The sequence below is a fragment of the Streptomyces sp. NPDC002817 genome, assembly GCF_053592055.1.
The window spans coordinates 114,662-141,585 of record NZ_JBSFUY010000016.1; the positions used below are offsets into that span (position 1 = coordinate 114,662).

Sequence of the window (26,924 nt, forward strand, 5' to 3'; positions counted from 1 at the left end):
CTCGAGCGGGTGCCACCGCTCTCCCTGCCGTCGTGCGGTGACACGTCGTACGAGGTCACACGCCCAGTTGCAGCCCGTCGGCCGCCTCCTCGACCATGGCGAGGCCCAAGCGGCCCACCCGTACGGAGAACGGGGCACCCGCGACCCGCAGTCCGGTCAGGACGATCTCGCCCAGCGGTGCGCTGCGCACCGGGCGCAGGGTGACGGTCCCGGCAGGCGCGTCGGGGCGGATGCCCGCGAGCGTGGTCAGCAGCAGCACGCCCGCTGCCGCCGCCGTGGCCGCGGGCCTGCACGCCGCCGGATGCGGGACGGGGGCGCTCCCGTCGGTGCGCTGCTCCCCCGCGTACATCTCGGGCAGCCGGTGGCCGAAGGCCTCGGCCGCCGCCAGTGTGCCGCGCAGCAGAGAGGCCGCCTCCTTCTCGTAGCCGGCGGCGGCCAGGCCGGCGCAGGCTAGGGCCGTCTCGTGGGTGCGCACGGCTCCCCCGCGGTGGCCGAACGGGTTGTACCCCGCCTCTTTCGCACCCAGACCGCGCAACCCCCAGCCCGAGTCCATGGCGGGGCCGCCGAGCAGCCGGGCCAGCTGTTCGGTCTGCACCTTGTCGAGCAACCCGGACGCCCGCTCGCCCCCGCCCAGCAGACCTGTGTCGAGGAGGTGGACGGCTGCCGCGCCCAGGTGTGGCACGAGTCGGCCGTCCGGCCCGCGGCCGGCCGCGGGCCGGCCACCGCCCAGGTCGTCGATCCAGAACTCCTCCCGGAAGGCGGTCCGCAGTTCCTGGGCCCATTGCCGCAGCCCGGCACCGCCCGGCCTGCCGCAGGCGTCCAGCAGATCGGCGCCGAGCAGCGCGGCGCGATGGGCATGAGCCTGTGTCTCGCAACGGACCGGACCGGCGGGCTGGGGATCGCGCAGGTAGGGGGCGTCGCCCACGGTGGTCCGCAGCCAGGTCAGACAGCGTTCGGCCGTGGGCAGCAGTTCTTCCGTGTCGGGGTCGGGAAGTCCCCAGCGGCGGGCCTCCGCGAGGAGTACCGGGAAGAGCAGCGTGGCTTCCGTACCGGTGCAGCTCGGCGGGAGATGGGTGCCCGCGTCGCGTCTGGGCCCGGGAATCATGCCGGACTGCTCCCCTGGGCCCCGGAATTGGGTGCGGGCAAGGGTGCGCAGGGTGCCCGCGGCGAGCCGGGTACCGAGGGGCAGGAGCATTCGGGCCGCGGCAAGCGCCTCGGCCGGGGCCAGGCCACAGCGCCAGGGGGCTCCGGCGGCCAGGTGTGTGTCGGTGGGGTGTGCGGGGTCCCGCAGGAGCAGCGCCTGGAGGTCCTCGATGCTCGTCCGGAGCAGGCCCTGGACTCGGGGATCGTCGCCCGCTGCCCGTGCGGGAGCGAGGGGACTCGTGGCCGCCCGGCCCACGGCCCGCACGGGCCCCGTACCGTCCGGACGGACCCGCAGCTCCAAGCTCGTACTGCCTCCCGGGGGCAGGACGAACTCCCAGCGCAGCAACCCGGCCGAGGCCAGCGCGTCGGTGGGCTGAGGGTCCGCCGTGATCGACGAGTTACCGGCGGGAGAGCACCAGCGCAGACCGGAGTCGTGGACGCTCGCGGGCAGTTCGGGTCCGGGGGTGCCGCTCGCGATCGCCCCCAGGTCGGCCAGGTCCGTCCCGAGGGCCACCTCGACCGGTAGGCGCAGCGGGCGTGGGGCCGCGCTGTACAGGGTGATCCGCTCCGTGCCGTCCGCGTGGCGGATGCGCTCGACGACGACGTCCGGGTCCGGACCTGTGTGCGCGGAGGTCCGAACGGTCCCGAGGAAGCGGGCGCTGTCGGCCGTGGTCATGCGCGACTGGACCGCTACGGGTTCGCGTCCGGCCACTCGGACCTGGCAGCGGGACAGCACGCGCCGACCGGCCCGGTAGAACCCCTCCAGCCCCCGCCCGGTCAACTGCCCCTGTTCCGTGGAGATCGCGAGGCCCGGGAGAGCGACGCAGATGAGGGCGGTGTGGGTGGACGGCAGGTCGACGGGGCGGCGGGGTGGCGGAAGGGGGCTGCCACGACCAGGTGAAGCGTGCGGGCGATCTCCCTGGCCGGTGGGCCGGGGTGGTGCCGAGCGGTGGCCCGTGGGAGGCGGAGAGGTGGCCCGTTCGCCGGCCGACGGACCTGAGTGGTGCGGCCGACCTGCCGATCGGGCAGGGGGCGAGCCGGACAGAACGGCCGGGTCCTCCTCGCCCCAGCCGGGCAGGCCCAGCTCCCTCGCCCGGCTGGGGCGATCAACCGGGTCGGCCTCCCACGAGGGGCGTGGGACCGAGGGCATCGCAGAACCGGGGCGGCCATCAGAGGTCGACTCCCATGAGGGCACCGAGGCCGGAGGCATCGCAGAACCAGGGTGACCGTCCGGGTGCGCCCCCCGTGAGAGGAGTGGGCCTGAAGCCGTCACCGGACCAGGGCGGGCGACCCGGCCCGTCGGCCAGGCGGAAGAATCCCCCTCCTCGGACGAGCTGGGCGCGTATCGATCCTGGCCGGGAGGCACAGAGGGGCCAGTCGGACCTTCCGGCGCGTGCCGGTCGGCGCCGTCCGCGTACGGTGGCAGGCCGGTCTGCGGCCCTGGTCCGCCCGCGGCGGAGCGGTTGTCGTCGGCGGTGGAGGGCGGAGTCGGCTGATACATGGGCGGCTTCTTCTGCGCTCTGTGCGCCTCGGGCGTGGTCGGCGTCGGCATGGAGGTTCCTGAACGGCCTGAGCGGCACACCGGCAAGGCCCGTCCAGGTGTTCCGCCACTCAGGTGAACGGAACAGGGCTCCTCGGGGTCACGCCTGCGACCGGCCGAGCCGACCGATTGGCGGCGGGTGTCAGGTCGGCCGTGGCGTCCAGGTGCCGACGTGGGCCGCCATTCCGCAGGCCGGTCCGGTCGGCCTCAACCCCTGAGCAGGGCGTATGCCGGCATACGTGAGGTCGGGTGTGCGGTCGGCCGAAGCCGTTGGACGCCGATGTGGGCTGACATTCCGAAGGGCGGTGTCCGGGTCCACCGGGGTCGCCGGCCGGCTACCCGGGCGACCGTGCGGACGTCCCGAGTACTCAGATCCGGGCAGCCCAAGACGCTTGGGCACCGGCATGGACCTGCCTACCAGTTGCTCCGGCTCACACGTCACCGTCAGTGTCACCGCCCCGGCTCCGCACGGCCCTCTTCCGTGTGCGGTTCACCCTCGCGGCCAGCGGCCTCGTGCCTCCCGCCGCCGGCGTACGAGGACGGGAAACGTTCACCCCGTGTCCCTGCGCCCTGGTGTCCGCGGCGTCACCGGACCGCGTTTTGCGTCGGCGTCCGGTGGCCGGGGCGGCGCAGGGCGCAGGTCCGTCCACGTCGCCCACCTCCGGGACCTCGGCGCCTTCGGGACTTCCGGAGTCAGGCTGTTCCCTGTCCCCCCGCTCCGCGCGCAGACAGCGGCGGATCGACTCCGGGTCCAAGCCCTCGTTGCAGGCCTGGTGCAGCAGCCGCGCGAAGAGGTAATCGGGGTCCGCGCCGAGTGCCATGGCCAAGGCCTCCCTGGCCTCCAGGTTGTCGCCGGTGGACCAGGCGACCCAGCCGGCAAGAGTGAGCGGCGCGGCGGCGTGTTCGCCGTACGGGCCGACACAGCGCCGGGCCAGTGCCCGCCACAGCCGGAGCGCGAGGACGGCCTCGTCGCCCTCCATCCACTCGGCGGCACGGTCTCGAGTGGTGCGGTCCTGCAGACCGAGAATGAGCGTGGAGGCCTCGTCGTGGTCGAGCAATTGATCATCGCGGAGATCCTCCGTGAGCGTGCCGGACACGGCCGGAGCCAGTGCGTACCGCTGCATGACCTGCCTCGCCAACTGCAGCGTCTCCTCGGCCACGCCCGTACGGCTCGCGCCGTCGAGGATCCTCGGGACGATCGCCATACTGCCCGTGTCCAGCGCGATTTCCTGAGCCAGGGCGGAAGCGTTCTCCCAGGGCAGCAGCCTGCCCCGCAACTCCCTGAGAGTGCCGCGCACCTGAAGCCCAGCGTAGGTGGCGGCTGCCGCCAGGACGGACGTGCCGGGCAGGCCCATCGCCTCTCCCTCGGGTGGGCAGCAATCCTCGCTTCCGCAGCAGTAGGACCAGAAGCGGCCGTCCGAAATGCACAGCGCCTCGATCACCGGTACGTCGAGGAGCCCGCACTCGACGCGCAGCTTCTGGGCGAGCCCCCTCAGCCGTTCCATCACCTGCCTGCCGGACTCGCCCTTCCCGGGCTCCTGACAGAGATAGGCGACCATCTGCTCGGGGCGAGCTCCCCTGCGTTCACTGCCGGTGACCAGCCCGTGGGCCAGCTGTCGCGCCACGGCGGGCCAGTCGTCGGCGCTGCCGGGAATGCCGAGCCTGGCCCGGCCCCCGAAGCGGCCCCGTCCGCCCCTGTCATGGAGGGCGACCAGGACGATGCTGTCCTCGGGGCGGTATCCGAGCAGATACGGCAGGGCGTCGGCCAGTTCGGCCGGGGTGCGCAGCGTCACCTGATGCTCGGCGCCGTGGCCGTCGTACGTGGTGCAGTCGAGATGGCCCATGGGCTTCGCATGCCCGCCGTGCGCACCGTGGGTTGCGCGCGGCTCCCGCCCTGCCGCGTCGCCGTCTTCGGGGGATCCAGTCGTTTCGCTGTGGTTCGTCATGCGCAGACGATCTCGCGGATCATGAAGTTCCGCTTTGCCCTGTGGATAACCCCGACCAGGGACACGTCAATGCATATCTCGACCGCGGCGCCCCCTCCACAGGTACCTCCACCCAGCACCCCTGCCCCGAGCCGCCCGGGCCCGGATTGTCAGTGGCGTCCTGTTGTATGGACGCATGGAGCACACGAGCAACGCCGATCTCCGAGTGGCCGCCGACGCGGTTCTCGCCCGTCTCGTCGGGGACCCCACGGGCACGGCCCGCCTGCGGGAGGACCAGTGGCGGGCGATCGAGGCGCTGGTGGCCGACCGACGGCGGGCCCTGGTCGTACAGCGCACGGGCTGGGGCAAGTCCGCGGTGTACTTCGTGGCGACGTCGCTGCTGCGCTCCCGGGGCAGCGGCCCCACCGTGATCGTCTCGCCGCTTCTCGCGCTGATGCGCAACCAGGTCGACGCCGCGGCCCGGGCCGGCATCCACGCACGGACCATCAACTCCTCCAACACGGAGGAGTGGGACACGGTCCAGGCCGAGATCGCGGCCGGCGAGGTCGACGTCCTGCTCGTCAGCCCCGAGCGGCTGAACAACCCTGACTTCCGCGACCAGGTGCTGCCCAAGCTGGCCGCCGCGACCGGACTCCTCGTGGTGGACGAGGCCCACTGCATCTCCGACTGGGGCCACGACTTCCGCCCGGACTACCGGCGGCTGCGCACCATGCTCGCCGACCTCCCGCCCGGTGTCCCCGTGCTGGCGACGACAGCCACCGCCAACGCGCGCGTGACCGCCGACGTGGCCGAGCAGCTCGGCACGGGGGCCACCTCGGACGCCCTGGTCCTGCGCGGTCCGCTGGACCGGGAGAGCCTGAGCCTGGCCGTCCTGCCGCTGCCGGATGCCGCGCACCGGATGGCCTGGCTGGCCGACCGCCTGGACCAGCTGCCGGGCTCCGGCATCATCTACACCCTCACCGTGGCCGCCGCCGAGGAGGTCACCGCCTTCCTCCGGCAACGGGGCCACACCGTCACCTCGTACACGGGCAAGACGGAGAACGCCGACCGCCAGCAGGCCGAGGACGACCTGCTGGCCAACCGGGTCAAGGCCCTGGTCGCCACCTCAGCCCTGGGCATGGGCTTCGACAAGCCCGATCTCGGCTTCGTGGTCCACCTGGGCTCGCCCTCCTCCCCCATCGCCTACTACCAGCAGGTGGGTCGCGCGGGGCGCGGCGTCGAGCACGCCGAGGTGCTCCTCCTGCCGGGCAAGGAGGACGAGGCGATCTGGGAGTACTTCGCCTCTCTCGCCTTCCCCTCCGAGGACCTCGTGCGCCGCACGCTCGACGTCCTCACCCGCGCGACGGGACCGATGTCGCTGCCCGCGCTGGAGCCGCTGGTGGAGCTGCGCCGTTCCCGGCTGGAGACCATGCTCAAGGTCCTGGACGTGGACGGGGCGGTCCACCGGGTCAAGGGCGGCTGGGTCGCGACCGGGGAGCCGTGGGCCTACGACGCGGGGCGGTACGAATGGGTCGCCCGGCAGCGCAAGGCCGAACAGCAGGCGATGCGCGAGTACGCGTCCACGACGGGCTGCCGGATGGAGTTCCTGCAACGCCAGCTGGACGACGAGGGCGCCAAGCCCTGCGGCCGCTGCGACAACTGCGCGGGGACGCGCTTCACCGCGGACACGTCGACGGCCGCACTGGACGCCGCACGCGTCGACCTGGGCCGGGCAGGTGTCGAGGTCGAGCCGCGCCGCATGTGGCCGACCGGGCTGCCGGCGATCGGTGTCGAGCTGAAGGGGCGCATCCCGGCAGGCGAACAGACCGCACCCGGACGGGCGTTGGGCCGCCTGTCGGACATCGGATGGGGAAACCGGCTGCGCCCGATGTTCGCCCCCCATGCCCCGGACGGTCCGGTGCCCGACGACATCGCGAAGGCGGTCGTGGGCGTGCTGACCGACTGGGCCAGGGGCCCGGGCGGCTGGGCTTCGGGGACGCCGGACGCCCCGCCGCGGCCCGTCGGTGTCGTCACCGTCCCCTCGCGCACCCGGCCTCAGCTGATCAACTCCCTCGGTGCGCGCATCGCGGAGGTCGGGCGACTGCCGCTGCTGGGGTCGGTGGAGTACGCGGGCGAAGCGCCCCCGCTGTCCCGGAGCAACAGCGCCCAGCGTCTCAAGGCACTCGACGGAGCCCTCGTTGTGCCGCCCGCCCTGTCCACCGCGCTGGCCGAGGCCGGGGGTCCCGTCCTCCTCGTGGACGACTTCACCGAGACGGGCTGGACCCTCGCGGTGGTCGCCCGGATGCTCCGGCGGGCCGGTGCGCAGGGGGTGCTGCCGCTGGTGCTGGCCGTGCAGGGTTGATGACGCCGCGTCGCGGAACCCGGTCTCCGACGGCACACACCGGCTGCCTGGTACCTCGGGAGTCCGCACCTCTCTGAGGTGCGCGGATGCCTCGGGCGTCACACGGCGCTTCGCCGGGTAGGGATATAAACCACACACCGCCAGATTCCGGTCGGTGGCCCCAATTGCTCGTTGCCGCAACCAAGTTCGACAGGAAGAATTGAAGTCCGCTCCCCGCACGGCTCGCCCGTGGTCCGGTAGGGCTCTGCTGCGGCGTGCGTTCCCCCGAATCCGACCCCGCCCGCAGTGTGGGCGCGTAGCCGAAGGGAGGACCGTGACCTTCGGATTCGCTCCGTCCTCCGCGGCATCCACGTCGACGTCTGCCGACCTGTCCGCCGCATCCAACAACCCGCTGACCCGCATGCTCGAACCCTCGGAGTGGGCCGCAGCCGGAATCCCCCTGCTGCGCAACCCCCGGGAGGTCGTCAGCGGACTGCACTCCCGGCATCGCCCGAAGCCGGCGACCGCGATCGTGGCCGTGCTAGATCCGGACGAGCGGCTGCGCGCGAGTGCATCGTTCACCCGACGCCCGGCGCCGGCCGACGGCTGGATGTTCCGCAACACGCTGCTCGCACAACTGCGCCGGGTCATCCCGCACGACCTGCGGCGCCGCACTCCGGTGCGTACCGCCGTGCTGCTCTACTGCCGGGACGGCGACGCGCGTTGGACGGAAGAGGACGGCGCGTGGATGTGGGGCCTGCGGGACGCCTGCACGCTGCACGGGCTGCGCTGCGGCGCGTACATCACGCTGACCCGTGACGGCTGGCAGGTTCTCGGCGAGGGCCGCGGCGGCCGCCGCCCCAACTCCGAATCGTCACCGGAGCCCTTCGCCCTCTCCGAGGCGCCGCCCCCGCTGCCCCGTACCGGCGGTGCCGCCTCGGAAGTCCTGCGCCGCGCGGCAGCCCGCTGAAGAACCACGGAGAACCCCGGCCGGCCCTCGCGGATCAGAGGTCGGGGAACACTCCGAGCCCGAGTCGATGGAGCGGTCCGGCTGAGCATGCCCACGGATCGCTCCGGTTCGCGTCGCGATCAGCCGCGTACGGCACTCGACTTCGCACGGCACACGCCTTGGTGCGGCGTACGACCGGCGGACGCGAGGAGCATCGGAAGGCCCGCCCAGCGATCGCCGGCCCTACCTCGATCCTGCGCTGCGGGCCACGGCACAACTCCCCCACGGCCTCAGGATGCACTCGAGTGAGGGCAGACGCGCACGGACCATCCCCACGATCGTCCGCGCACGACAAACCCGCCTCTGTGCAGGTGCCGCCGAAGCGGCGCCTTCGTCACCCCCGCGTCCCCCGGACGTGCGGGGACGGGCTCAGACGCCCGCGCCCAGCACCGAGTTGATCTGCTGCGGGTCACCGCAGACGATCAGCTGGGCGCCGGCCCGGCCAAGCGCCAGGGGCAGAACGGTCGCGACAGAGGAGTCGGGACCGCTGTTGACGGCGACCACGACCACGGGGCGCGTGGTGGCACGGCCCACTGCGACGGCGTCGGCGTAGAAGACGTCGTCGCCCGCGTCGTGCTGGGCCCAGTAGGAGGCTTCGCCGAAGGTCAGCTCGTGGGTGGCCCACGGGTGCTGCTCGCCGGTGGTGACCACCAGCACCTCGCCGGGGGCACGACCCGAATCCAGCAGCAGGTCCACGGCTTCCTCGGCGGCGTCGAGCGCGCCTTCGGCGGAGGCCGGGATCAGCTGGATCTGCGGGGATACCGGAGCCGGAGCGGCGGCGGTGTGGGCGGCCGGACCCGACGGTCCGGGCTTGGCGGCCACGTCATGCGGCGTGCGTTGCACCGGAGGCGTGGGCCGGAGGGGGCCGGGACGGCCGGGACGCGGATGCGCCGCGGGCCGGGGGCCGGGTACGGGACGGGGGGTCGGCGCGGTACGGCCACTGGCCGAAGTGGCGCGGGGACCCTGGGCACTCTCGTGAATCTGAGGCTCCTCGGGAAGGAGAGGCATGGCTGACTTCTATCAAACGTTGGTGCGACTCGCGTCGGCGGGTGGCACATGAGGGCGAGCGGAACGGTCAGAAATCGAATCCGAGTTGGCCTTCGATCTCCGGAACGCCTCCGTCTGCCCAGCTGCGGGCCTTCTTCAGGTGCCGCCACTGGGGCAGCGCATCAAGATACGCCCACGACATCCGGTGGTACGGGGTGGGTCCCCGCTCCTCCAGTGCGGCCTTGTGCACGGGCGACGGATACCCGGCATTGTCCGCAAAACCGAAGTCTGCATGGTCGATACCCAGTTCGGCCATCATTTTGTCGCGGTGAACCTTGGCGATCACCGAGGCCGCCGCGACAGCCACGCACGACTGGTCACCCTTGATCACCGTACGGACCTTCCAGGGGACCCCGAGATAGTCGTGCTTGCCGTCGAGGATCACGGCGTCCGGCCGGACCGGCAGGACCTCCAGGGCGCGGACCGCCGCCAGTCGCAAGGCGGCCGTCATGCCCAGGGAGTCGATCTCCTCCGGGGAGGCGTGCCCGAGGGCGTACGACGTCACCCACTTCCGGAGCTCCACATCGAGCGCGGTGCGCCGTTTGACGGTGAGCAGCTTGGAGTCGGTGAGGCCTTCGGGGGGTCGGCGCAGTCCGGTGATCGCCGCGCAGACGGTGACGGGGCCGGCCCACGCGCCGCGCCCCACCTCGTCGACACCGGCAATGACCTTCGCTCCGGTCGTGGCACGGAGGGAGCGCTCGACAGTGTGTGTAGGTGGTTCGTACGGCATGGCGCCCTTAGCGTACGCCGCCTGGATCACCGGGCGACACCCCGGTTCCCCCCAGCCCTGTCGCCCCCGGCCCGAGCCACGTTCAGCCGTCACTCGTCCGCAGCAGGGGAACCATCAACTGGTCGATCATCTCCTCAAGATCCCGATCATTCCATTCGCTTCCGCACATCTTCGATCGGTACATCATCATCGCCGGTATGGCATCGAAGACGTAGCTGTTCGCCGCGTCGGAGCGGACCTCTTGACGCACGATTCCACGGGTGATGACCTCACGGAGCAACCGGATGGTCGGCTCGACGACCCCGTCGAAGATCACGCCATGGAAACGCTCCGCCTGGATGGGGTCGCATTCGTGAATCACGGCACGGAGCGCGAAGCCGGGGCGTGAGTACATCGCCTCACGCGCCTGCCGGCACAACTCGAGGAGGTCCTCGCGCACGCTGCCGAGATCGGGAGCCGTCTCGATGATCGGCAGCCCGGACTGCAGGGCATCGGCGACGAGGTCCTCCTTGGACGGCCAGCGCCGGTAGACCGCGGCCTTTCCGGTCTGGGCGCCGGCGGCGACGCCCTCCATCGTGAGGCCTTTCCAGCCGACCGTACTGAGCTGTTCCAGCGCGGCATCGAGGATCGCGCGTTCGAGCACGGCGCCGCGCCGACGGAGGGAGGCCGCCTGAGCGGGGGCGGCCGTCCAGCGCGAGGTAACCATCTGAGTGACTCCAGCGAGCAGAGGAAGCGGGGATTCCGGGGATACGGGGACGGTGCGCGGCGACGACGGGGGGATGCGCCGCATGACGAGAACCTAAGTGAACGCTTGCGTTCACTATGAGGGACTCACTACGGTTGACGCGACAGTGAACGCGAGCGTTCACTAACGCACTTGTGGGGGACCCATAGTGACAACCTCTCAGTTGATCAAGGAACGGAAGCCAGGTGCGGCCCGCCGGGAAGGACACCCCGGCATCGCGCTCGCCGTCATCGCGGCCTGCCAACTCATGGTGGTCCTCGACGCGACGATTGTGAACATCGCCCTCCCGCACATTCAAGACGCTCTCAAGTTCAGCACCACCGACCTCACCTGGGTCGTCAGCGCGTACACACTCACCTTCGGCGGGCTGCTGCTCCTGGGCGGCCGAGCCGGTGACATCCTCGGCCGACGCCGGGTCTTCACGGCCGGCATCCTGCTGTTCACCTTCGCCTCGCTGCTCGGCGGACTCGCCCAGGAGCCCTGGCAGTTGCTGGCCGCACGCGTCCTGCAGGGCGTCGGTGGCGCGATCGCGTCGCCCACCTCGCTGGCCCTCATCACCACCACGTTCCCCGAAGGCCCGGAACGGAACAGGGCCTTCGGAGTGTTCGCCGCGGTCTCCGCGGGCGGCGGCGCGATCGGCCTGCTCGCGGGCGGCATGCTCACCGAGTGGCTCGACTGGCGCTGGGTGCTCTTCGTCAATGTGCCGATCGGTGTCCTGATCGCCGTCCTCACGCCGCTGTACATCAGCGACTCCGAACGGCACACCGGCCGCTTCGACATCGCCGGCGCACTGACCTCGACGGCGGGCATGGCGTCCCTCGTCTACGGTTTCATCCGCGCGGCGGACCAGGGCTGGCGGGACAGTCTGGCCATCGGCTCGTTCGGCGCGGCGATCGTGCTGCTGGTCGCCTTCGTCTTCATCGAGACCCGGGCGAAGGAGCCGATCACACCACTGAGGATGTTCGCCGACCGCAATCGCTCGGGCACGTACGTGATCATGCTGAGCCTGGCCGCGGCGATGTTCGGCATGTTCTTCTACATCGTGCTCTTCGTGCAGAACGTGCTGGGGTACACCCCGATCGAGGCAGGTCTCGCCTTCCTGCCTGTGACGGTCGTGATCGCCCTCGGCGCGGGCCTGTCCCAACGGTTCCTGCCGGTCCTCGGACCCAAGCCGTTCATGATCGTCGGTTCGGCGCTCTCGATGATCGGACTGTTCTGGCAGACCCTCATCAGCTCCGACAGCTCGTACGCCGGCGGAGTACTCGGTCCGATGCTGGTCTTCGGTTTCGGCATGGGCCTCAACTTCGTCACGTTGACCATCACCGCTGTCTCCGGGGTCGCCCCGCACGAGGCGGGTGCGGCATCCGGACTGCTCAACGCCACGCAGCAGGTGGGCGGGTCGCTCGGTCTGTCCATCCTGACGACGGTGTTCGGCACGGCCAGCAAGAACGAGGCGGAGAAGCAGCTGCCGCAGTTCATGGCCGACGCTTCGCCTGAGCAGAAGGCGGAGTTCGCCAAGACCCACGAGCTGCCCGCGCCCTGGGGACACGAAGTGCTCACCCAGGGCATCTCGACGGGATTCGTCGCCGCGGCCTTGATGGCCGTACTCGCCCTGGCCACCGCCTCGTTGGTCATCCGGGTCCGCAAGAGCGACCTGGAGGCGCTCGCGGGCACGGCGGGCCCCGGAGTCGGCTGACTCCACCAGGGCCTCGCAGGGTCGCGGATGGCCGGACCTCGTCCAGTGAGCCGACGGCGAGGACGACGCTCCGGCCATCCGCACTCCGCGCACGGGAGGCGACGAGACGCAGGCGGCGCGTCGTCGTACGGCCCACGCTCCGGTCACGATGGCCAACACGGCCGGCAGGACCGCGAACATCGACATGAACCGCATGACCACCCCCTGCGCCCCTCGTGTGTCACCTGTCTGCGCGCCCCCATGGCTCACACAGCGGTTGCCACGACAACGAGCGCACGGTCACACAGAGTTCCCGGCATGCACAGAGAGTTTCATGCAGGTGGATGCAGCGAGGCCTCAGACGGCGGCCGACACCCACTCCGGCAGCGCCTCGGTGCGCTCCACCCACGCGGCAGGCGGTGTCCCCGCCTTACCCCCGGCGATCACCCCGCCCACGATGGCGCAGGTCGTGTCCACGTCGCCGCCCACCTGAGCGGTCGACCAGAACGCCTCCTCGTAGTCCCCGAGGGACCGGGCTGCCGACCAGAGGGCGAAGGGCACCGTGTCATGAGCCGTCGTGCGGCGTCCGCAGCCCAGCACGGCCGCGACCGTTCCCGCGTCCCCGTAGTCGAGCATGTCGCGGGCGCGTCGCAGGCCCGCTCCTACGGCGCTCTTCGGGACCAGCGCGATGACTCCGTCGAGGAGGGTCTCAGGGCCGGGCGGCCCTCCGGGGGCCGCGGCCAACGAGGCCGCTGCGGCGACGGCCATGGCGCCCACCACGGCCTCGCGGTGCTGATGCGTGGGGTAGGCGGAGATCTCCGCCTGGTGGACCGCCTGCTCCGGGTCGTCCGCGTACCAGGCTCCCAGGGGGGCGATCCGCATCGCGGCTCCGTTGCCCCAGGACCCCTGCCCGTTGAAGAGCGCGGCGGCGAGCTCACGCCAGTCGCCGCCCTCCCGGACCAGTCGCAGCAGACGGTTGACGGCGGGGCCGTAGCCACGGTCGAAGTCGTGATGGTGGGCGAAGGAGTGGGCCAGCGCGTCCTGGTCGATCCGGTGGTGGGCGCCCAGGACGGCCACCACGGAGCAGGCCATCTCGGTGTCGTCCGTCCACTGCCAGGGCTCGGGCGGCAGCTCGCGGCGCTTCAGCAGCGGGTAGTTCACCGGCACGAAGAACTGTGAGCCCAGCGCGTCCCCGACCGCGAGTCCGCGCAGGCTGGACAGGGCGCGGTCCAGGCGCCCGTCGGGAGAGGAGTCAGCGGTCATCGCTCTGCCACTCTATCCGGTGATCCCGTAGGGCTCCGGGTCACGCCAACGTTCGAAAGGCCGGTCGATCGCGTACCTGCCGTCGTCCCCGAGAACGAGCATCCGCATCTCCGCGTTCCCCGGATTCGACAGGGACTCGAATTCCGCGACGGTCCAGTGGAACCAGCGCATGCAGAACAGGCGCATCGCGAGGCCGTGGGTCACCAGCAGGACGTTCGGTGGATGATCGGGGGCCTCGAAGCTGCGGAACAGGCTCTCCAGGAAGCCGCCGACCCGGTCGTACACGTCGGCCCCGGACTCTCCCTGGGCGAAGCGGTAGAAGAAGTGGCCGTAGGCGTCCCGGTAGGCCTTCTGCAGGCGTACGTCGTCACCGTCCTGCCAGTTTCCCCAGTCCTGCTCACGCAGCCGGGGCTCCTCACGCACGCGTACGAGCTCGGGGTCGAGGTGGAAGGCGCGGAACGTCTCGTGGGTGCGGCGGTACGGGGAGACGTACACGCTGATCCGCTCGCGACCGAACACCTCTCGCAGTCGTTTGCCGGTCTCCTCCGCCTGCTGCCAGCCCCGCTCGGTCAGTGCCAGAGCGTGGTCTGGCTCGCGTTCGTACACGGTGTCATCAACATTGCCCGTTGACTCGCCGTGCCGGACAAGGACGATGCGCCGTGGTCGTGCCATGCCAAGACCCTAGATCGAGTGAGGGCCGATCGAGCACCCGTACGGCCTCCATACGGCGTAGGTCACACATTTCCTGCACCATGGGCCACACCAGGGCGCACGATTAACAGTCCGGTTTTCAAACCGTCCAGCTCGGCTCCAGCTCCACGATGTCGCCCGTCAAGGACGCCACGTCCGCCTCCGTCTGGGCGCGCAGCGCGAGGCGCTCGACTCGCTCCGTGCGGTACTTGCCGTGCTCGGCGGCCGACTGCCACATCGACAGCACCAGGAACTCGTGGCCCGGCGCCTCACCGAACAGACCGCGGATCATGCCGGGCGAGCCGGCCATCGCGGGATTCCAGACCTTCTCCTGCATCAGCGAGAAGTGCTCGGCGCGCTCCCCGTGGACCCGGCAGTGGGCGACCCGTACCAGGTCGGTGTCCGTGAAACGCGGTTCAAAGCCGGTCTTCACGTCGAAGCGGTAGTCGAAGAGCTTGACCTGCGCGTCCTTGAACGTGCCCGACTGCGTGGACGCAAGCCGGTCGTGGGAACGGGCCATGAAGGAGTCGTAGAAGGAACGGCTCTCCCAGAAGGAGAAGATGTGCGCCACTCCGGGCCGCCCCCGGCTCCAGCCTCCGCCCTGTCCCCGAAACCCCGGCTCCCCCAGAAGCCCCGCCCATTTCCGCTGCCCGCGCTCGAAGCCGCGGCGGTCCACCACGGTGCAGCGAATCCACTTGACCAGCACCGCGCCATCGTAAGGCCACGCAGCGTGGCCCAGGTCACGCTCCGCCAGAGATCTCTGCCGCGGGCGGTACGCGCGCGTGGCAGGATGGACAACCGGCTCCGACTGCCTGGCAGTTCGGACCGTGGACACGGGGAAGGGGAAACCTGGTGAACGCCCTCAACAAGGGGATCCGCAAGGTCGAGGTCTCGCTGAAGTGGGATCCGAGTCCGGTGGGGAGCGCTGCCACCGATCTGGACATCGTCGCCGCAACGTATCTGGAGGCGGATCCGTACGGCGATCCCGCCTATGTGGTCCACTTCGACAGCCGCTCCCCCGACGGCACCATCACCCTCAACCGGGACAGCAAGGACGGCAAGGGCTTCGGCTGGGACGAGGTCATGACCCTGGAGCTCAACCGGCTCGACAGCCGGTACGCGCGCGTGGTCGTCGGTGTCGTCATCCAACAGCGCTCCGTGGACCGGACGTTCGTCGGCGTGCTCAACCCGGCGCTGCGGATCCGCGAGGGATACACCGTGCTCACCGAGGACAACTTCGGCAGTGTCCTCGGGGCGACCGCGGCGACGGTCGCGGAATTCGTGCGGGACGGGTCCGGAACGTGGGAGCTGCACCCCGGCACCCACGGCTTCGAGGACGACCCCGCCGGGTACACGCGGGCCATGGGGCAGGCACACCGGCCCTGATCAAGGGGTGCCGATGCCCGGACCCCTGAGCCCCAGCCCTTTGAGCTCCAAGTCCGCCGCGACCCTCGCGAGCCACACCAACTGCCCGTGACCGGCAACGAGTCCGGCTCGGGCAGTCTCGCACCAGTCCTCACGGTCGAGCAGTGCGAGACAGGCGCGACGCAACGCCGTCCACCGCTCGGCGGGACCGACAGAGTCTCTCCGTGTCTCCGAACCCCGGCTCCTGGCTCCTGGCTCCTGGCTCCTGGCTCCTGGCTCCTGGCCAGCATCCCGGCGATGAAGAACCGTTCGGTGAATGTCGGGTGCCTGCCGTGACGTGGCGTCGCGCAGACCCACCACCTCCGCGACCCTGCCTGGGCAGCAGCCGTTGAGTTGGTCCCCGTCGGCTGCTGCGCGCAACAGCCAGGGCCGTACGTCCGGATGCTCGTCGGCAAGGTCGCACAGCGCCTCCACCACGTGGCCCCGGCCTCAGCCCGTCACCCGCTCCGACCAGGTCCCCGGGATCGGCGTCCGGACGGGCAAAGCACGCGTCGAGGATACGGGTGACGTCGACTCCGACCAGGTCATCGGCCGGCCGCGGCACACGTGCCCGACGTCGACGACCGTCACGGTGAAGGGGTGCGTGCGGCGTCCATTGGTGCAGGCGGAGCGCGTGCTCGAACAAGGGGATGGCCACCTTGCTCACCGGAAGGCTGCGCGCTCATGCCCTCATATCCCCGAACCGGCAAGGGACGGAGAATCCATGAGCGAGACCGACCTGGCGACATGAGGCGCTGACAGCCGGGCGGGGAGCCGGCAATTCGCCGACTCCCCGCCTCTGGCAGTCACTTCACGCCTGGACGGCGCTCACATTCAGCTGCAACCGCTGGTCGAGCCGCAACCCTCGCAGATGTAGCAGGAACCGGCCCGCTGCATCTTGGTACCGCAGGAGAAGCAGAGCGGGGCGTCGGCCTGGATGCCCAGCTGCATCTCCACCAGCTCGGCGCTGGTGTGGGCCTGCTTCGGGGCGGGCTTGGCCGCCTCGACCTCGGCCTTGGGGGTGACGACGGCCTTCAGCTCCTGGGCGCGCGGCGCCGACTGGGCCAGCCCCTCGACGTCCATCTCGTCGTCGGACGGCTCGTACGAACCGGTTTCCAGGTGGCGCTGACGCTCCTCGGCGGAGTGGATGCCGAGCGCGGAACGCGTCTCGAAGGGCAGGAAGTCGAGCGCCAGGCGACGGAAGATGTAGTCGACGATCGACTGCGCCATCCGCACGTCCGGGTCGTCCGTCATACCGGCCGGCTCGAAGCGCATGTTGGTGAACTTGGAGACGTACGTCTCCAGCGGCACGCCGTACTGGAGACCGACGGACACCGCGATGGAGAAGGCGTCCATCATGCCCGCGAGGGTGGAGCCCTGCTTGGACATCTTCAGGAAGACCTCGCCGAGACCGTCGTCCGGGTAGGAGTTGGCGGTCATGTAGCCCTCGGCGCCGCCGACCGTGAAGGACGTCGTGATGCCGGGACGGCCCTTGGGGAGGCGCTTGCGAACCGGGCGGTACTCGACGACCTTCTCGACCGTCTCGCGGATGGTCGCCTCGGCCTTCGCCGTGACAGCGTCCGTCGCGGGCTTCTCCTTGGTCTTGGCGGAGAGGGGCTGGCCGACCTTGCAGTTGTCGCGGTAGATGGCGAGCGCCTTGACGCCCATCTTCCATGCCTCGAAGTAGACCTCTTCGACGTCCTCGACGGTCGCCGTCTCCGGCAGGTTGACCGTCTTGGAGAGCGCGCCGGAGATCCAGGGCTGGATAGCGGCCATCATCCGGACGTGGCCCATCGCGGAGATGGAGCGCTCGCCCATCGCGCAGTCGAAGACCTCGTAGTGCTCGGGCTTGAGACTCGGAGCGTCGACGACATTGCCGTTCTCGGCGATGTGGGCAACGATCGCCTCGATCTGCTCCTCCTGGTACCCCAGGCGGCGCAGGGCCTGCGGAACGGTGCCGTTGACGATCTGCATCGAGCCGCCGCCGACCAGCTTCTTGAACTTGACCAGGGCGAGGTCGGGCTCGAGGCCGGTGGTGTCGCAGGACATCGCGAGACCGATGGTGCCGGTCGGGGCGATGACGGACGCCTGGGCGTTACGGAAACCGTTCTTCTCACCGACGCGCAGCACGTCCTGCCAGGACTCCGTGGCGGCGGCCCAGATCGGCGTGTCCAGGTCGTCCACGCGGACGGCCTTGGTGTTCTCGTCCGCGTGCTGCTTCATGACCCGCAGGTGCGGCTGCTCGTTGCGGGCGTAGCCGTCGTACGGGCCGACGACCGCGGCGAGTTCGGCGGAACGCTTGTACGACGTGCCGGTCATCAGCGAGGTGATGGCACCGGCGAGGGCGCGGCCGCCGTCCGAGTCGTACGCGTGGCCGGTCGCCATCAGCAGGGCGCCGAGGTTGGCGTAGCCGATGCCGAGCTGGCGGAACGCGCGCGTGTTCTCACCGATCTTCTGCGTCGGGAAGTCCGCGAAGCAGATGGAGATGTCCATCGCGGTGATGACGAGCTCGACGACCTTGGCGAAGCGCTCGACCTCGAAGGACTGGTGACCCTTGCCGTCGTCCTTGAGGAACTTCATCAGGTTCAGCGAGGCGAGGTTGCAGGACGTGTTGTCCAGGTGCATGTACTCGCTGCAGGGGTTCGAGCCGTTGATACGGCCGGACTCCGGGCAGGTGTGCCAGTGGTTGATGGTGTCGTCGTACTGGATGCCCGGGTCGGCGCAGGCCCAGGCCGCCTCGGCCATCTTGCGGAACAGGCTCTTGGCGTCGACCTCTTCGATGACCTCGCCGGTCATACGGGATGTCAGGCCGAACTTGCCGCCCGTCTCCACGGCCTTCATGAACGTGTCGTTCACACGGACCGAGTTGTTGGCGTTCTGGTACTGGACCGACGTGATGTCGTCGCCGCCCAGGTCCATGTCGAAGCCCGCGTCACGCAGGGCGCGGATCTTCTCCTCTTCCTTCACCTTGGTCTCGATGAAGTCCTCGATGTCGGGGTGGTCGACGTCGAGGATGACCATCTTGGCGGCGCGACGGGTGGCACCACCGGACTTGATCGTTCCCGCGGAGGCGTCGGCACCGCGCATGAAGGAGACGGGACCCGAGGCGTTGCCGCCGGAGGACAGCAGCTCCTTGGAGGAGCGGATCCGGGAGAGGTTCAGGCCGGCACCGGAGCCGCCCTTGAAGATCATGCCCTCTTCCTTGTACCAGTCGAGGATCGACTCCATGGAGTCGTCGACGGCCAGGATGAAGCACGCGGAGACCTGCTGCGGCTGCGGGGTTCCGACGTTGAACCAGACGGGGCTGTTGAAGCTGAAGATCTGGTGCAGGAGGGCGTACGCCAGCTCGTGCTCGAAGATCTCGGCGTCGGCGGGCGAGGCGAAGTACTTGTAGTCCTCACCGGCCTTCCGATACGTCTTCACGATGCGGTCGATCAGCTGCCTGAGGCCGGTCTCGCGCTGCGGGGTGCCCACGGCACCGCGGAAGTACTTGCTGGTGACGATGTTGACCGCGTTCACCGACCAGAAGTCGGGGAACTCGACGCCACGCTGCTCGAAGTTGACCGAGCCGTCGCGCCAGTTGGTCATGACGACGTCACGGCGCTCCCAGGCCACCTCGTCGTACGGGTGCACGCCGGGGGTGGTGTGGATGCGCTCGATACGCAGTCCCTTGGTCGCCTTGGTGCCCTTGGCGCGGGAACTCCGTGCCGGACCGCTCGCCGTCTCTGTCATGCCGCCTCCCTCTACGGGCTAAAACGCCCTGAAGTGCCACGATGTTCCCGTGGCACGGTGTTCTGTCTGGTGTTGCGGGCACCTTCTCGCTGCCGCCCGCAACAGGTCTTGGTTCGCCGCCGTCCGGCCGACCCCGGTGTCTCCGACCGGGCCCGGCCCGCCGATCAGTCGGCGGCGCCTGCGGGCTCGGGGACCTGAACGGCCTCTCCCGACCCGCGGTCGTCTCCCTGGCTCCCCGTGACAGCACCTTCGCGGTCCTCGTCGTCCGCGACGGGGCGTCCCGCCGATTGCCTGAGCTCCACGATGGCGGCCTCGAAGTCCTCGAGCGTGTCGAACGCCCGGTAGACGGAGGCGAATCGCAGATAGGCGACCAGGTCGAGCTCCTGCAACGGGCCGAGTATGGCCAGCCCCACGTCATGGGTGGTCAGCTCGGCGCTTCCGGTGGCCCGCACCGCCTCCTCGACCCGTTGGCCGAGTTGGGCGAGCGCGTCCTCGGTGACAGGTCGTCCCTGGCATGCCTTGCGCACACCGTTGATGACCTTGGTACGACTGAAAGGCTCGGTGACCCCGGACCGCTTGACCACCATGAGCGAGCACGTCTCCACGGTCGTGAAACGACGGGAGCAGTCCGGACACTGGCGGCGCCTGCGGATCGACGTGCCGTCGTCGGTCGTACGACTGTCGACGACGCGGCTGTCGGGGTGCCTGCAGAAGGGGCAGTGCATGAAGTCCCAACCCTCCTCACAGCAGAATCAATAGCCTCGCTGGGCCTCTTGGGCCCCTCGAAGCAGCCCCAAGCATAGGCGATCGCCGAGGGTCCGAAGACCCGAGGGACCACAACTTCTGGGCTGCTGTAGCAATCCAAGCACTAGATGTAGGGATCGGCTCCATAAACACGCCGTACGCGCGTGTCCCGCCCGTATTGGCATGTGCCGCACGACCACGCCGCCACGCCGGGGACGCTCATGCACAGGCGTACCGCTGCGGCGCATGCGGAGATACCGTGGGCACCGCACGGAGGGGACGTGGGGCTCCCGCACAGATGAGGACCGGGACCCCGTCGCCGGAGCACCGGATGGCAGACTGGGGCAACAACCCACGAGGTCCCCACCTCGGCGGTGAAGAGTACGACAAAGGGCCCTTTTGTCCGCCGGACATCACGTTAGCCATACACCCAGACACACGATCGCGGCAGGCAATCCGCGATTTTTCACTCGAACGTGTGTTTGGCGCAACCTTTCGAAAGCAACTACCGTTGTCCAGCAGGGAGACCATCGAGAGGGGCCGACGTGACCACCACCGCAGACAGTGCCACCATCACTGCCCAGGACCGCTCCCAGGGCCGACTCGAGCCGGTGCATGCGATGAACGAAGCCACGAATCCCGAGGGGCACAAGCGCTCCCTGCCGGGCCGACCGCCAGGCATCCGGGCGGACAGCTCGGGGCTCACCGACCGCCAGCGCCGGGTGATCGAGGTCATCAGGGACTCCGTGCAGCGGCGCGGCTACCCGCCGTCGATGCGGGAGATCGGACAGGCCGTCGGCCTCTCCAGCACCTCCTCGGTCGCACACCAACTCATGGCACTGGAGCGCAAGGGCTTCCTGCGCCGCGACCCGCACCGCCCACGCGCATACGAGGTGCGCGGCTCCGACCAGGCCGCCTCCGCGCAGCCCACGGACACCGCCGGCAAGCCCGCCGCGTCCTACGTCCCACTGGTGGGACGTATCGCCGCCGGTGGCCCGATCCTCGCCGAGGAATCCGTCGAGGACGTGTTCCCGCTCCCCCGACAGCTCGTCGGTGACGGCGAGTTGTTCGTCCTGAAGGTCGTGGGCGACTCCATGATCGAGGCCGCCATCTGCGACGGCGACTGGGTCACGGTCCGCCGTCAGCCCGTCGCCGAGAACGGCGACATCGTGGCCGCGATGCTCGACGGCGAGGCCACCGTCAAGCGCTTCAAGCGCGAGGACGGCCACGTCTGGCTGCTCCCGCACAACGCCGCGTACGAGCCGATCCCCGGCGACGACGCGACCATCCTCGGCAAGGTGGTGGCAGTTCTGCGCCGCGTGTGACGGCTGCGGCGGGCGGACCACGTCGATGGTTCGCCCTCTGACCGGGCCCCGGGACCCCTGCGCCGGTTCCGGGGCCCAGTGCTGTGCGGGCGCCTTACGGCGGTCCAGGCGACCGATGCCTTCGCCGGGCGTGGGGTGTGGGGTGGCCTGACCAGCGACGGTCAGGCCACCCCACACCCCTACTCCGCTTCCGCCGACTTCGCCGTCGCGTCGATCGAGGCCAGCGACTTCCGGACCTGATTACGGTCCGTCGTGTACCAGAAGTCGGGCAGCGACGCCTTGAGATAGCTCCCGTACCGTGCGGTGGCGAGCCGCTGATCCAGTACGGCGACCACACCCCGGTCACCCGACGCCCGTACGAGACGGCCGGCGCCCTGCGCCATGAGCAGCGCCGCGTGCGTGGCGGCGACCGCCATGAAGCCGTTGCCGCCCGCGTCCTCCACCGCCTTCTGCCGGGCGCTCATGAGTGGGTCGTCGGGGCGTGGGAACGGGATCTTGTCCATGACGACCAGCTGACAACTGGGGCCGGGGACGTCGACTCCCTGCCAGAGCGACAGCGTGCCGAACAGGCATGTCTTCGGGTCTGCCGCGAAGTTCTTGATCAGCTCACCAAGGGTCTCCTCGCCCTGGAGAAGGATCGGGAACTCGGGGATACGGGACCGCAGTTCCTCGGCGGCGAGCTGGGCGGCCCGCATCGAGGAGAACAGGCCCAGGGTGCGACCGCCGGCCGCTTGGATCAGTTCCGTGAGCTCGTCGAGCATGTCCGCGCGGTCGCCGTCCCGCGCGGGGCGCGAGAGGTGCTTGGCGACATAGAGGATGCCCTGCTTCGGGTAGTCGAAGGGCGAGCCGACGTCGACGCCCTTCCACTGCGGGAGGTCGTCTCCTTCGGTGCCCTCGGGGGACAGTCCCAGGGAAGCGCCGACGCCGTTGAAGTCGCCGCCCAGCTTCAGGGTCGCCGAGGTCAGGACGACGGAGCGGTCCGCGAAGAGCTTCTCCCTCAGCAGGCCCGACACGGACATGGGGGCCACGCGCAGGGAGGCGCCGAAGCGGTCGTGCCGTTCGTACCAGACGACATCCCACTCGGAGCCGTTGGTGATCCGCTCGGCCACGTCGTGCACGCTCTCGACAGAAGCCAGAGCCTGCTTGCGTACGGAGTCCTCGTCCTGGACGGACTTGTCGCGAGTGGCGCCGATGGCGGAGATGACTGTCCGGGCGGCGTCACGCAGCGCCATGAGGGCGTAGCCGAGGTCTTCCGGGATCTCCTCCAGGCGGCCCGGCAGCGCGAGTTCCATCAGCCGCTCGAAGCCCTCGGCGGCGGTCTGGAGCTGGTCGGCGGCCTTCTCGTTGACGAGCTTCGCCGCCCGGCGCACCGCGCGGTTGACCTGCCCAGGGGTGAGCTCGCCGGTGGCCACTCCGGTGACCCGGGAGACCAGTTCGTGCGCCTCGTCGACGATCAGCACCTCGTGCTGCGGGAGCACAGGGGCGCCCTCGATGGCGTCGATGGCGAGGAGCGCGTGGTTGGTGACGACGACCTCGGCGAGCTTGGCGCGCTCACGGGCCATCTCGGCGAAGCACTCCGCGCCGTACGCGCACTTCGTGGCGCCCAGGCACTCCCGGGACGACACCGACACCTGGGCCCAGGCCCGGTCGGAGACGCCCGGGGTGAGGTCGTCGCGGTCGCCGTTCTCCGTGTCGTCCGACCACTCGCGAAGTCGCAGCAGGTCCTGGCCCAGCTTGCTGGTGGGCGCTGCCGCCTCGAACTGGTCGAAGAGGCCCTCTTCCTCGTCCTGCGGCACTCCCTCATGGAGACGGTGCAGACACAGGTAGTTCGACCTGCCCTTGAGCATCGCGAACTCCGGGCGGCGGCGGAGCTGAGGATGCAGCGCGTCGACCGTGCGTGGGAGGTCCCGCTCCACGAGCTGGCGCTGCAGGGCCAGGGTGGCGGTGGCCACGACGACCCTCTCCCCGTGCGCGAGCGCGGGCACGAGATAGCCCAGCGACTTTCCGGTGCCGGTGCCGGCCTGGACCAGCAGATGGGAGCCGTCGTCGATCGCCTCCGCGACGGCTTCGGCCATGGTCACCTGACCTGGGCGCTCTGTGCCGCCGACGGCAGAGACGGCGGCATGCAGGAGTTCGGGGAGTGAGGGCTTCGTCATAGCGCGACAACCCTACGGCCCACCACTGACAAACGAGAGGCCAAGGGGGGACGAGGGGCGGGATCAAGGCCGGATGCGGGAGGGGCTGGGGATCGGATGGGTTCGCTTGAGGTCGGGATTGGGCGATTCAGAGTCGGTCTCGGTCTACGCGGAGGCGAGATCGATTCGGATGCGAGAGGAGTACGTCGGGCTCGGTCCAGATCAGTCAATTGCGGACGGGATCGGTCGGCTGTGCGCGGGCCCGTCGAACACTCAAAGACGGGCCGGGGTCGGGCGCGGACTGGATGAGCGCGGACTTGCCGGGTGCCGACCGGTCGAGCGGTGTCGGTCGAGGGCGCGCAGGTGTACAGGCGGCCAGGCGGCCAGTGCTGGTCCAGGGGCGCCCGGTCGGGGCGCTGCACCGGCCCTGCACAGCGATGTCGCTCCGGCTTGAAAAAGGCGCGGCGCGAGTGGGAACCGAGTCGGCGCGAGCGGTGTACCAAAAGTGACGCCATCGCGACGTTGTGTCACATCAGATCGCGCAGGCATCGGTCTCGGACCATGAGGGCGGCCCGCTTGTCGGGCAGGTCGACCTCGGCGGAGAACCGGAAGCCGGCGCTCAGGAAAGCGGAGACGGAAGGGGTGTTTCGCATGGCGGGTTCGGCGATGACACGGGCGCAGGCAGGGCGCTTGTCGAGCGCGAGGTCAGCGACGGCTCGGAGCAGTGCGCTGCCGATACCTCGTCCGCGGTCCGTGACCTCACCGATGAGGAGATGGATACCCGTGTCATGGGGTCGGGCGGGATAGTGGCGGGCCAGGGGATCGAGGTCGGCCCGGTAGATCTCCCAGTAGCTCATCGGCGTGCCGTCCAGGACGCCGAGGCAGGGGACGCTTCGGCCGTCTCCGGCGAGCTGGGCGTGCACGTGGTCCGCGGCCAAGTTCCGGTGGCCGGACAGTTGCCAGAACTCCGCGACGGTGGGGTCGTTCATCCAGCGGCTGATGAGCGCGAGGTCTTGCTCGGCTTGGACGGGAACGAGGTGGAACACCCCCACGGGCGTGGCCACACATCCCCAGTCGGCGACGCAGCCGAGTAGGTCGCCGCAAGCCCGGGAAGCCGAGCCGGGCCCGGCCGTACCGTGCACGCCTCGTCGGTTCTCACCGCGGTCGGAAGCTTCGTTCGCGATGAGCGCGAAGAATTCGTCGGGCAGACGCAGATCGAGGGTGTCCTCGCTGTCGGAGCCCCAAGCTCGATCGGCGTCGATACCCCGGAGGGGATCGGCACCGGCGACGCCCGGGCCGGCCTCGAAGGCGGTGCGGCGGTCAGCCGGGCCGGGGTTGGTGCGGGTTGCGGCATCGGTGCCGGGGGCGGTACCGGCGTCGGCACTCGCGTCGGTGGGAGGCACGGCGACGCTCCTCTCAGGAGACGGGTCGGGGCATGTTCCTCAGGAATGAAGGGGGTTGACGGTGTTCACGAGCGAAGGAGTGCCGGCGCTGACGCGGTACACGGCGGTGATCACGAGTGCAGGGGGTTGGCGATGGTGACGTACACGGACTGGGTGTCGACCGGGCCGACGAGTTCGTCGAGGCCATGCAGTCGGGTCAGAAGGTTGGCCTTGCAACGAAGAACGGGTGAGTCGAGCAGGCGGGCAGGCAGCGACGTGCGCAGCCGGGAGGGTCCGGAGGCGACTTCGCTCAGGAAACGGCGGAAGGCGGCGAGCAGCAGCCGTTCGTCGGCGAGTCGCTGGGAGCCGAACGCACCGATGAGACCGAGGACGTTGTTGATGCCGAGGTAGTACGCGAAGCGCTCGTCGGTGACCTCGTCGGAGACGAATGTGTCGCTGTGCTCGCCGATTCCGGGAAGCCTGGTGTCGAGTTCCGCGCGCCGGGACTCTCGGAAGTAGTAGCCCTGGTTGTCCCGGTAACGGCCTCCCACGGGCCAACCGTCGCCGTCCAGGTGGACCAGCGTGTTCTGTTGATGTGCCTCCAGGGCGATGCCCGCCTCCGCGTCGAACCACAGCACCGGTCGGACGACCTGCTCGAGATAGCGCAGGAACCACTCGGCGGCGACGGCACCCGGCGGTCGACCGGTCCGGCCGGCGAGGCGCGTGACGACGTCGGCGAGACGGGACCGCGTGGCCGACGGGTGGGCCAGTCGGCCACCCGTGCTGCTGTCCGACCAGGGGAAAGGCCTGGGCGAGACGAGCCCGGCGACGCAGGAGACGTCGTCCGTGGGGCGGAATGGGTTGTGCCGGATCATCACATCGAGTCCCGGCACAGGGTTGCCGTCCGGCCCGTCCACGGCCAGCCAGGCCGGGTCGCGGACGATGTCGAAGCCGGGGTGAACGGCCTGCCAGTGCTCGGCGAGCCCGCTGCGCAGAAGACGGTGGACCTCGACGCCTCGGTGGAGTTCCTTACGGAGGTTTTCGCGGCGGGAGTTGGTGATGCGCAGTCCCAGCGAGAGCTTGAGCATGGCGGGGGCACCGGAGCGATACACGGTGCGGACAGAGGAGGTGGGGTGCCATGCGGAGCCGTGTGCTCCGAGGTCCTTGAGCAGTCCGGCGTCGAGCAGGGCCGCGGTCACGGGGTGGTGTCGGACTTCCCGCAACTGCCAGGGATGGAGCGGCAGGGCCGCGTGGCCGTCGGGCAGGGGCAGTCCGGTTTCGGCGAGGCGTGCCGTGAGTTGTGGCGCCGGGATGGGGCGTCCGCGCTCGGTCCAGGCCGAGTCGGTGGCGAGTACGGAGGGAGCGGCAGCGATCCAGTGGAGGGGGAAGGAACCGCGCAACTCAGGTGAGTAGAGAGGTGCTTCAGCCTCGGAGAGACCCTGACGGCTCTTCGGAGCAGGGTGCAGGGGGTGTCCGAGCACCAGGGCCTGTTCGGCGGCGAGGAAAGGGTCGGGCTCGTCGGAGGGATGCTTTCTGCGCTCGTCGATGAAGGTGACGGTGCGGCGCACGGAGTCGGCTACGCGGGCGACGAGGTCGGTGCCGGCGGTGGCGTCCAGGGGCGTGGAGGTGGCTTGGCCTGCCGGGGCGCGGGCGGCGGCCGGCTCAGCGACGGCGGCCGGCTCAGCGACGGCGGCCGGGCTGGAGACCGCGGCCAGGGCTCGGGCGTCGGGGCTTCCGCCTGACGTCTCCCTGGTGAGCAGTGCCGCGACCGTGACGGCGTCGACGGGCGGGGCCTGTGGAGGAACGTCAGCCAGGCAGGGAGGGCCGAAGCGGTGCCAGCCCGTCGGGGACCAGTAGTGGACGGGGGCCAGCAGAGCGGTGCCGCTGGCGGGCAGGGGAATGCGGAGGGTGCCGTCGGCGGGGGCGGGAAGGTCGGCTTCGCGCGCCCAGCAACGGAGGAGGTTCTCCACGGCTGCGGCCTGGGCCGCGGTGTGCGGGTCGGGATGGTCCAGGGGTTCGGTGGGGATGCCCCGCAGCCGGTCGATGCTCTGACGATTTCCCGGCACGGGGGTCCTGCCGTGGTCAGGAACCTGT

The 26,924-nt window shown here is 70.1% G+C and carries 18 protein-coding genes; 5 read left to right on the plus strand and 13 right to left on the minus strand.

Features of this window, described 5'->3' with window-relative positions; genetic code table 11:
* Positions 1-55: 55 nt before the first annotated feature.
* Positions 56-1,972 (minus strand): glycogen debranching N-terminal domain-containing protein, encoded by a 1,917-nt coding sequence (locus ACWD3I_RS27580; protein WP_451084203.1) that lies wholly within the window; start codon positions 1,970-1,972, stop codon positions 56-58.
* A gap of 1,142 nt (positions 1,973-3,114) precedes the next feature.
* Positions 3,115-4,629 carry a DUF4192 domain-containing protein gene (locus tag ACWD3I_RS27585; RefSeq protein WP_365397937.1) on the minus strand — a complete coding sequence of 505 codons (1,515 nt, stop codon included), beginning with the start codon at positions 4,627-4,629 and terminating at the stop codon, positions 3,115-3,117.
* Between the two features lie 175 nt (positions 4,630-4,804).
* Here ACWD3I_RS27585 and ACWD3I_RS27590 point away from each other — a divergent pair, with 175 nt between their 5' ends.
* Positions 4,805-6,970: a RecQ family ATP-dependent DNA helicase gene (locus ACWD3I_RS27590; RefSeq protein ID WP_365397934.1), complete on the plus strand. Its 2,166-nt coding sequence runs from the start codon at positions 4,805-4,807 to the stop codon at positions 6,968-6,970.
* A gap of 313 nt (positions 6,971-7,283) precedes the next feature.
* Positions 7,284-7,919, plus strand: coding sequence for a hypothetical protein (locus ACWD3I_RS27595; protein WP_365397931.1), 636 nt, complete (start codon positions 7,284-7,286; stop codon positions 7,917-7,919).
* Positions 7,920-8,327: 408 nt separating this feature from the next.
* Here ACWD3I_RS27595 and ACWD3I_RS27600 read toward each other — a convergent pair whose 3' ends face one another.
* From ACWD3I_RS27600 to ACWD3I_RS27610, 3 genes are all read right to left on the minus strand, one after another.
* Positions 8,328-8,966: a hypothetical protein gene (locus ACWD3I_RS27600; protein ID WP_365397928.1), complete on the minus strand. Its 639-nt coding sequence runs from the start codon at positions 8,964-8,966 to the stop codon at positions 8,328-8,330.
* 67 nt (positions 8,967-9,033) lie between these two features.
* Positions 9,034-9,735, minus strand: a complete 702-nt coding sequence (locus ACWD3I_RS27605; protein WP_365397926.1) for a ribonuclease HII — start codon at positions 9,733-9,735, stop codon at positions 9,034-9,036.
* A gap of 82 nt (positions 9,736-9,817) precedes the next feature.
* The gene (locus tag ACWD3I_RS27610; RefSeq protein WP_365397955.1) at positions 9,818-10,441 is read right to left on the minus strand and encodes a TetR/AcrR family transcriptional regulator; all 624 of its coding nucleotides are present in this window, start codon (positions 10,439-10,441) and stop codon (positions 9,818-9,820) included.
* A 187-nt stretch (positions 10,442-10,628) separates the two neighbouring features.
* Between ACWD3I_RS27610 and ACWD3I_RS27615 the strand changes: the two genes are divergently transcribed.
* Positions 10,629-12,176 carry an MFS transporter gene (locus ACWD3I_RS27615; protein ID WP_365397923.1) on the plus strand — a complete coding sequence of 516 codons (1,548 nt, stop codon included), beginning with the start codon at positions 10,629-10,631 and terminating at the stop codon, positions 12,174-12,176.
* A gap of 336 nt (positions 12,177-12,512) precedes the next feature.
* Here ACWD3I_RS27615 and ACWD3I_RS27620 read toward each other — a convergent pair whose 3' ends face one another.
* The 3 genes from ACWD3I_RS27620 to ACWD3I_RS27630 form a co-directional block, all read right to left on the minus strand.
* Positions 12,513-13,418, minus strand: coding sequence for an ADP-ribosylglycohydrolase family protein (locus ACWD3I_RS27620; protein ID WP_365397920.1), 906 nt, complete (start codon positions 13,416-13,418; stop codon positions 12,513-12,515).
* Positions 13,419-13,430: 12 nt separating this feature from the next.
* The gene (locus ACWD3I_RS27625) at positions 13,431-14,090 is read right to left on the minus strand and encodes a histidine phosphatase family protein (RefSeq protein WP_365397917.1); all 660 of its coding nucleotides are present in this window, start codon (positions 14,088-14,090) and stop codon (positions 13,431-13,433) included.
* Positions 14,091-14,208: 118 nt separating this feature from the next.
* Positions 14,209-14,814: a YdbC family protein gene (locus ACWD3I_RS27630; RefSeq protein ID WP_046257043.1), complete on the minus strand. Its 606-nt coding sequence runs from the start codon at positions 14,812-14,814 to the stop codon at positions 14,209-14,211.
* Between the two features lie 146 nt (positions 14,815-14,960).
* Here ACWD3I_RS27630 and ACWD3I_RS27635 point away from each other — a divergent pair, with 146 nt between their 5' ends.
* Positions 14,961-15,494, plus strand: coding sequence for a TerD family protein (locus tag ACWD3I_RS27635; protein WP_365397914.1), 534 nt, complete (start codon positions 14,961-14,963; stop codon positions 15,492-15,494).
* Positions 15,495-16,346: 852 nt separating this feature from the next.
* On the opposite strand, the gene ACWD3I_RS27640 is transcribed toward ACWD3I_RS27635, so the two are convergent.
* The gene (locus ACWD3I_RS27640) at positions 16,347-19,244 is read right to left on the minus strand and encodes a vitamin B12-dependent ribonucleotide reductase (protein ID WP_365397911.1); all 2,898 of its coding nucleotides are present in this window, start codon (positions 19,242-19,244) and stop codon (positions 16,347-16,349) included.
* A gap of 164 nt (positions 19,245-19,408) precedes the next feature.
* Complete coding sequence (gene nrdR / locus ACWD3I_RS27645) at positions 19,409-19,969, minus strand: transcriptional regulator NrdR (RefSeq protein ID WP_365397908.1); 561 nt, start codon at positions 19,967-19,969, stop codon at positions 19,409-19,411.
* Positions 19,970-20,533: 564 nt separating this feature from the next.
* Between nrdR and lexA the strand changes: the two genes are divergently transcribed.
* Positions 20,534-21,313 (plus strand): transcriptional repressor LexA, encoded by a 780-nt coding sequence (gene lexA, locus ACWD3I_RS27650; protein ID WP_046257039.1) that lies wholly within the window; start codon positions 20,534-20,536, stop codon positions 21,311-21,313.
* Positions 21,314-21,492: 179 nt separating this feature from the next.
* Here the strand turns inward: lexA and ACWD3I_RS27655 are convergent, their stop codons facing one another.
* From ACWD3I_RS27655 to ACWD3I_RS27665, 3 genes are all read right to left on the minus strand, one after another.
* A complete protein-coding gene (locus ACWD3I_RS27655) occupies positions 21,493-23,469 on the minus strand; it encodes an ATP-dependent DNA helicase (RefSeq protein ID WP_365397905.1) in 1,977 nt (658 codons plus the stop codon).
* A 506-nt stretch (positions 23,470-23,975) separates the two neighbouring features.
* Complete coding sequence (locus ACWD3I_RS27660) at positions 23,976-24,851, minus strand: GNAT family N-acetyltransferase (protein WP_365397902.1); 876 nt, start codon at positions 24,849-24,851, stop codon at positions 23,976-23,978.
* Between the two features lie 110 nt (positions 24,852-24,961).
* Positions 24,962-26,896, minus strand: a complete 1,935-nt coding sequence (locus ACWD3I_RS27665; RefSeq protein WP_365397900.1) for an IucA/IucC family protein — start codon at positions 26,894-26,896, stop codon at positions 24,962-24,964.
* Between the last annotated feature and the right edge of the window lie 28 nt (positions 26,897-26,924).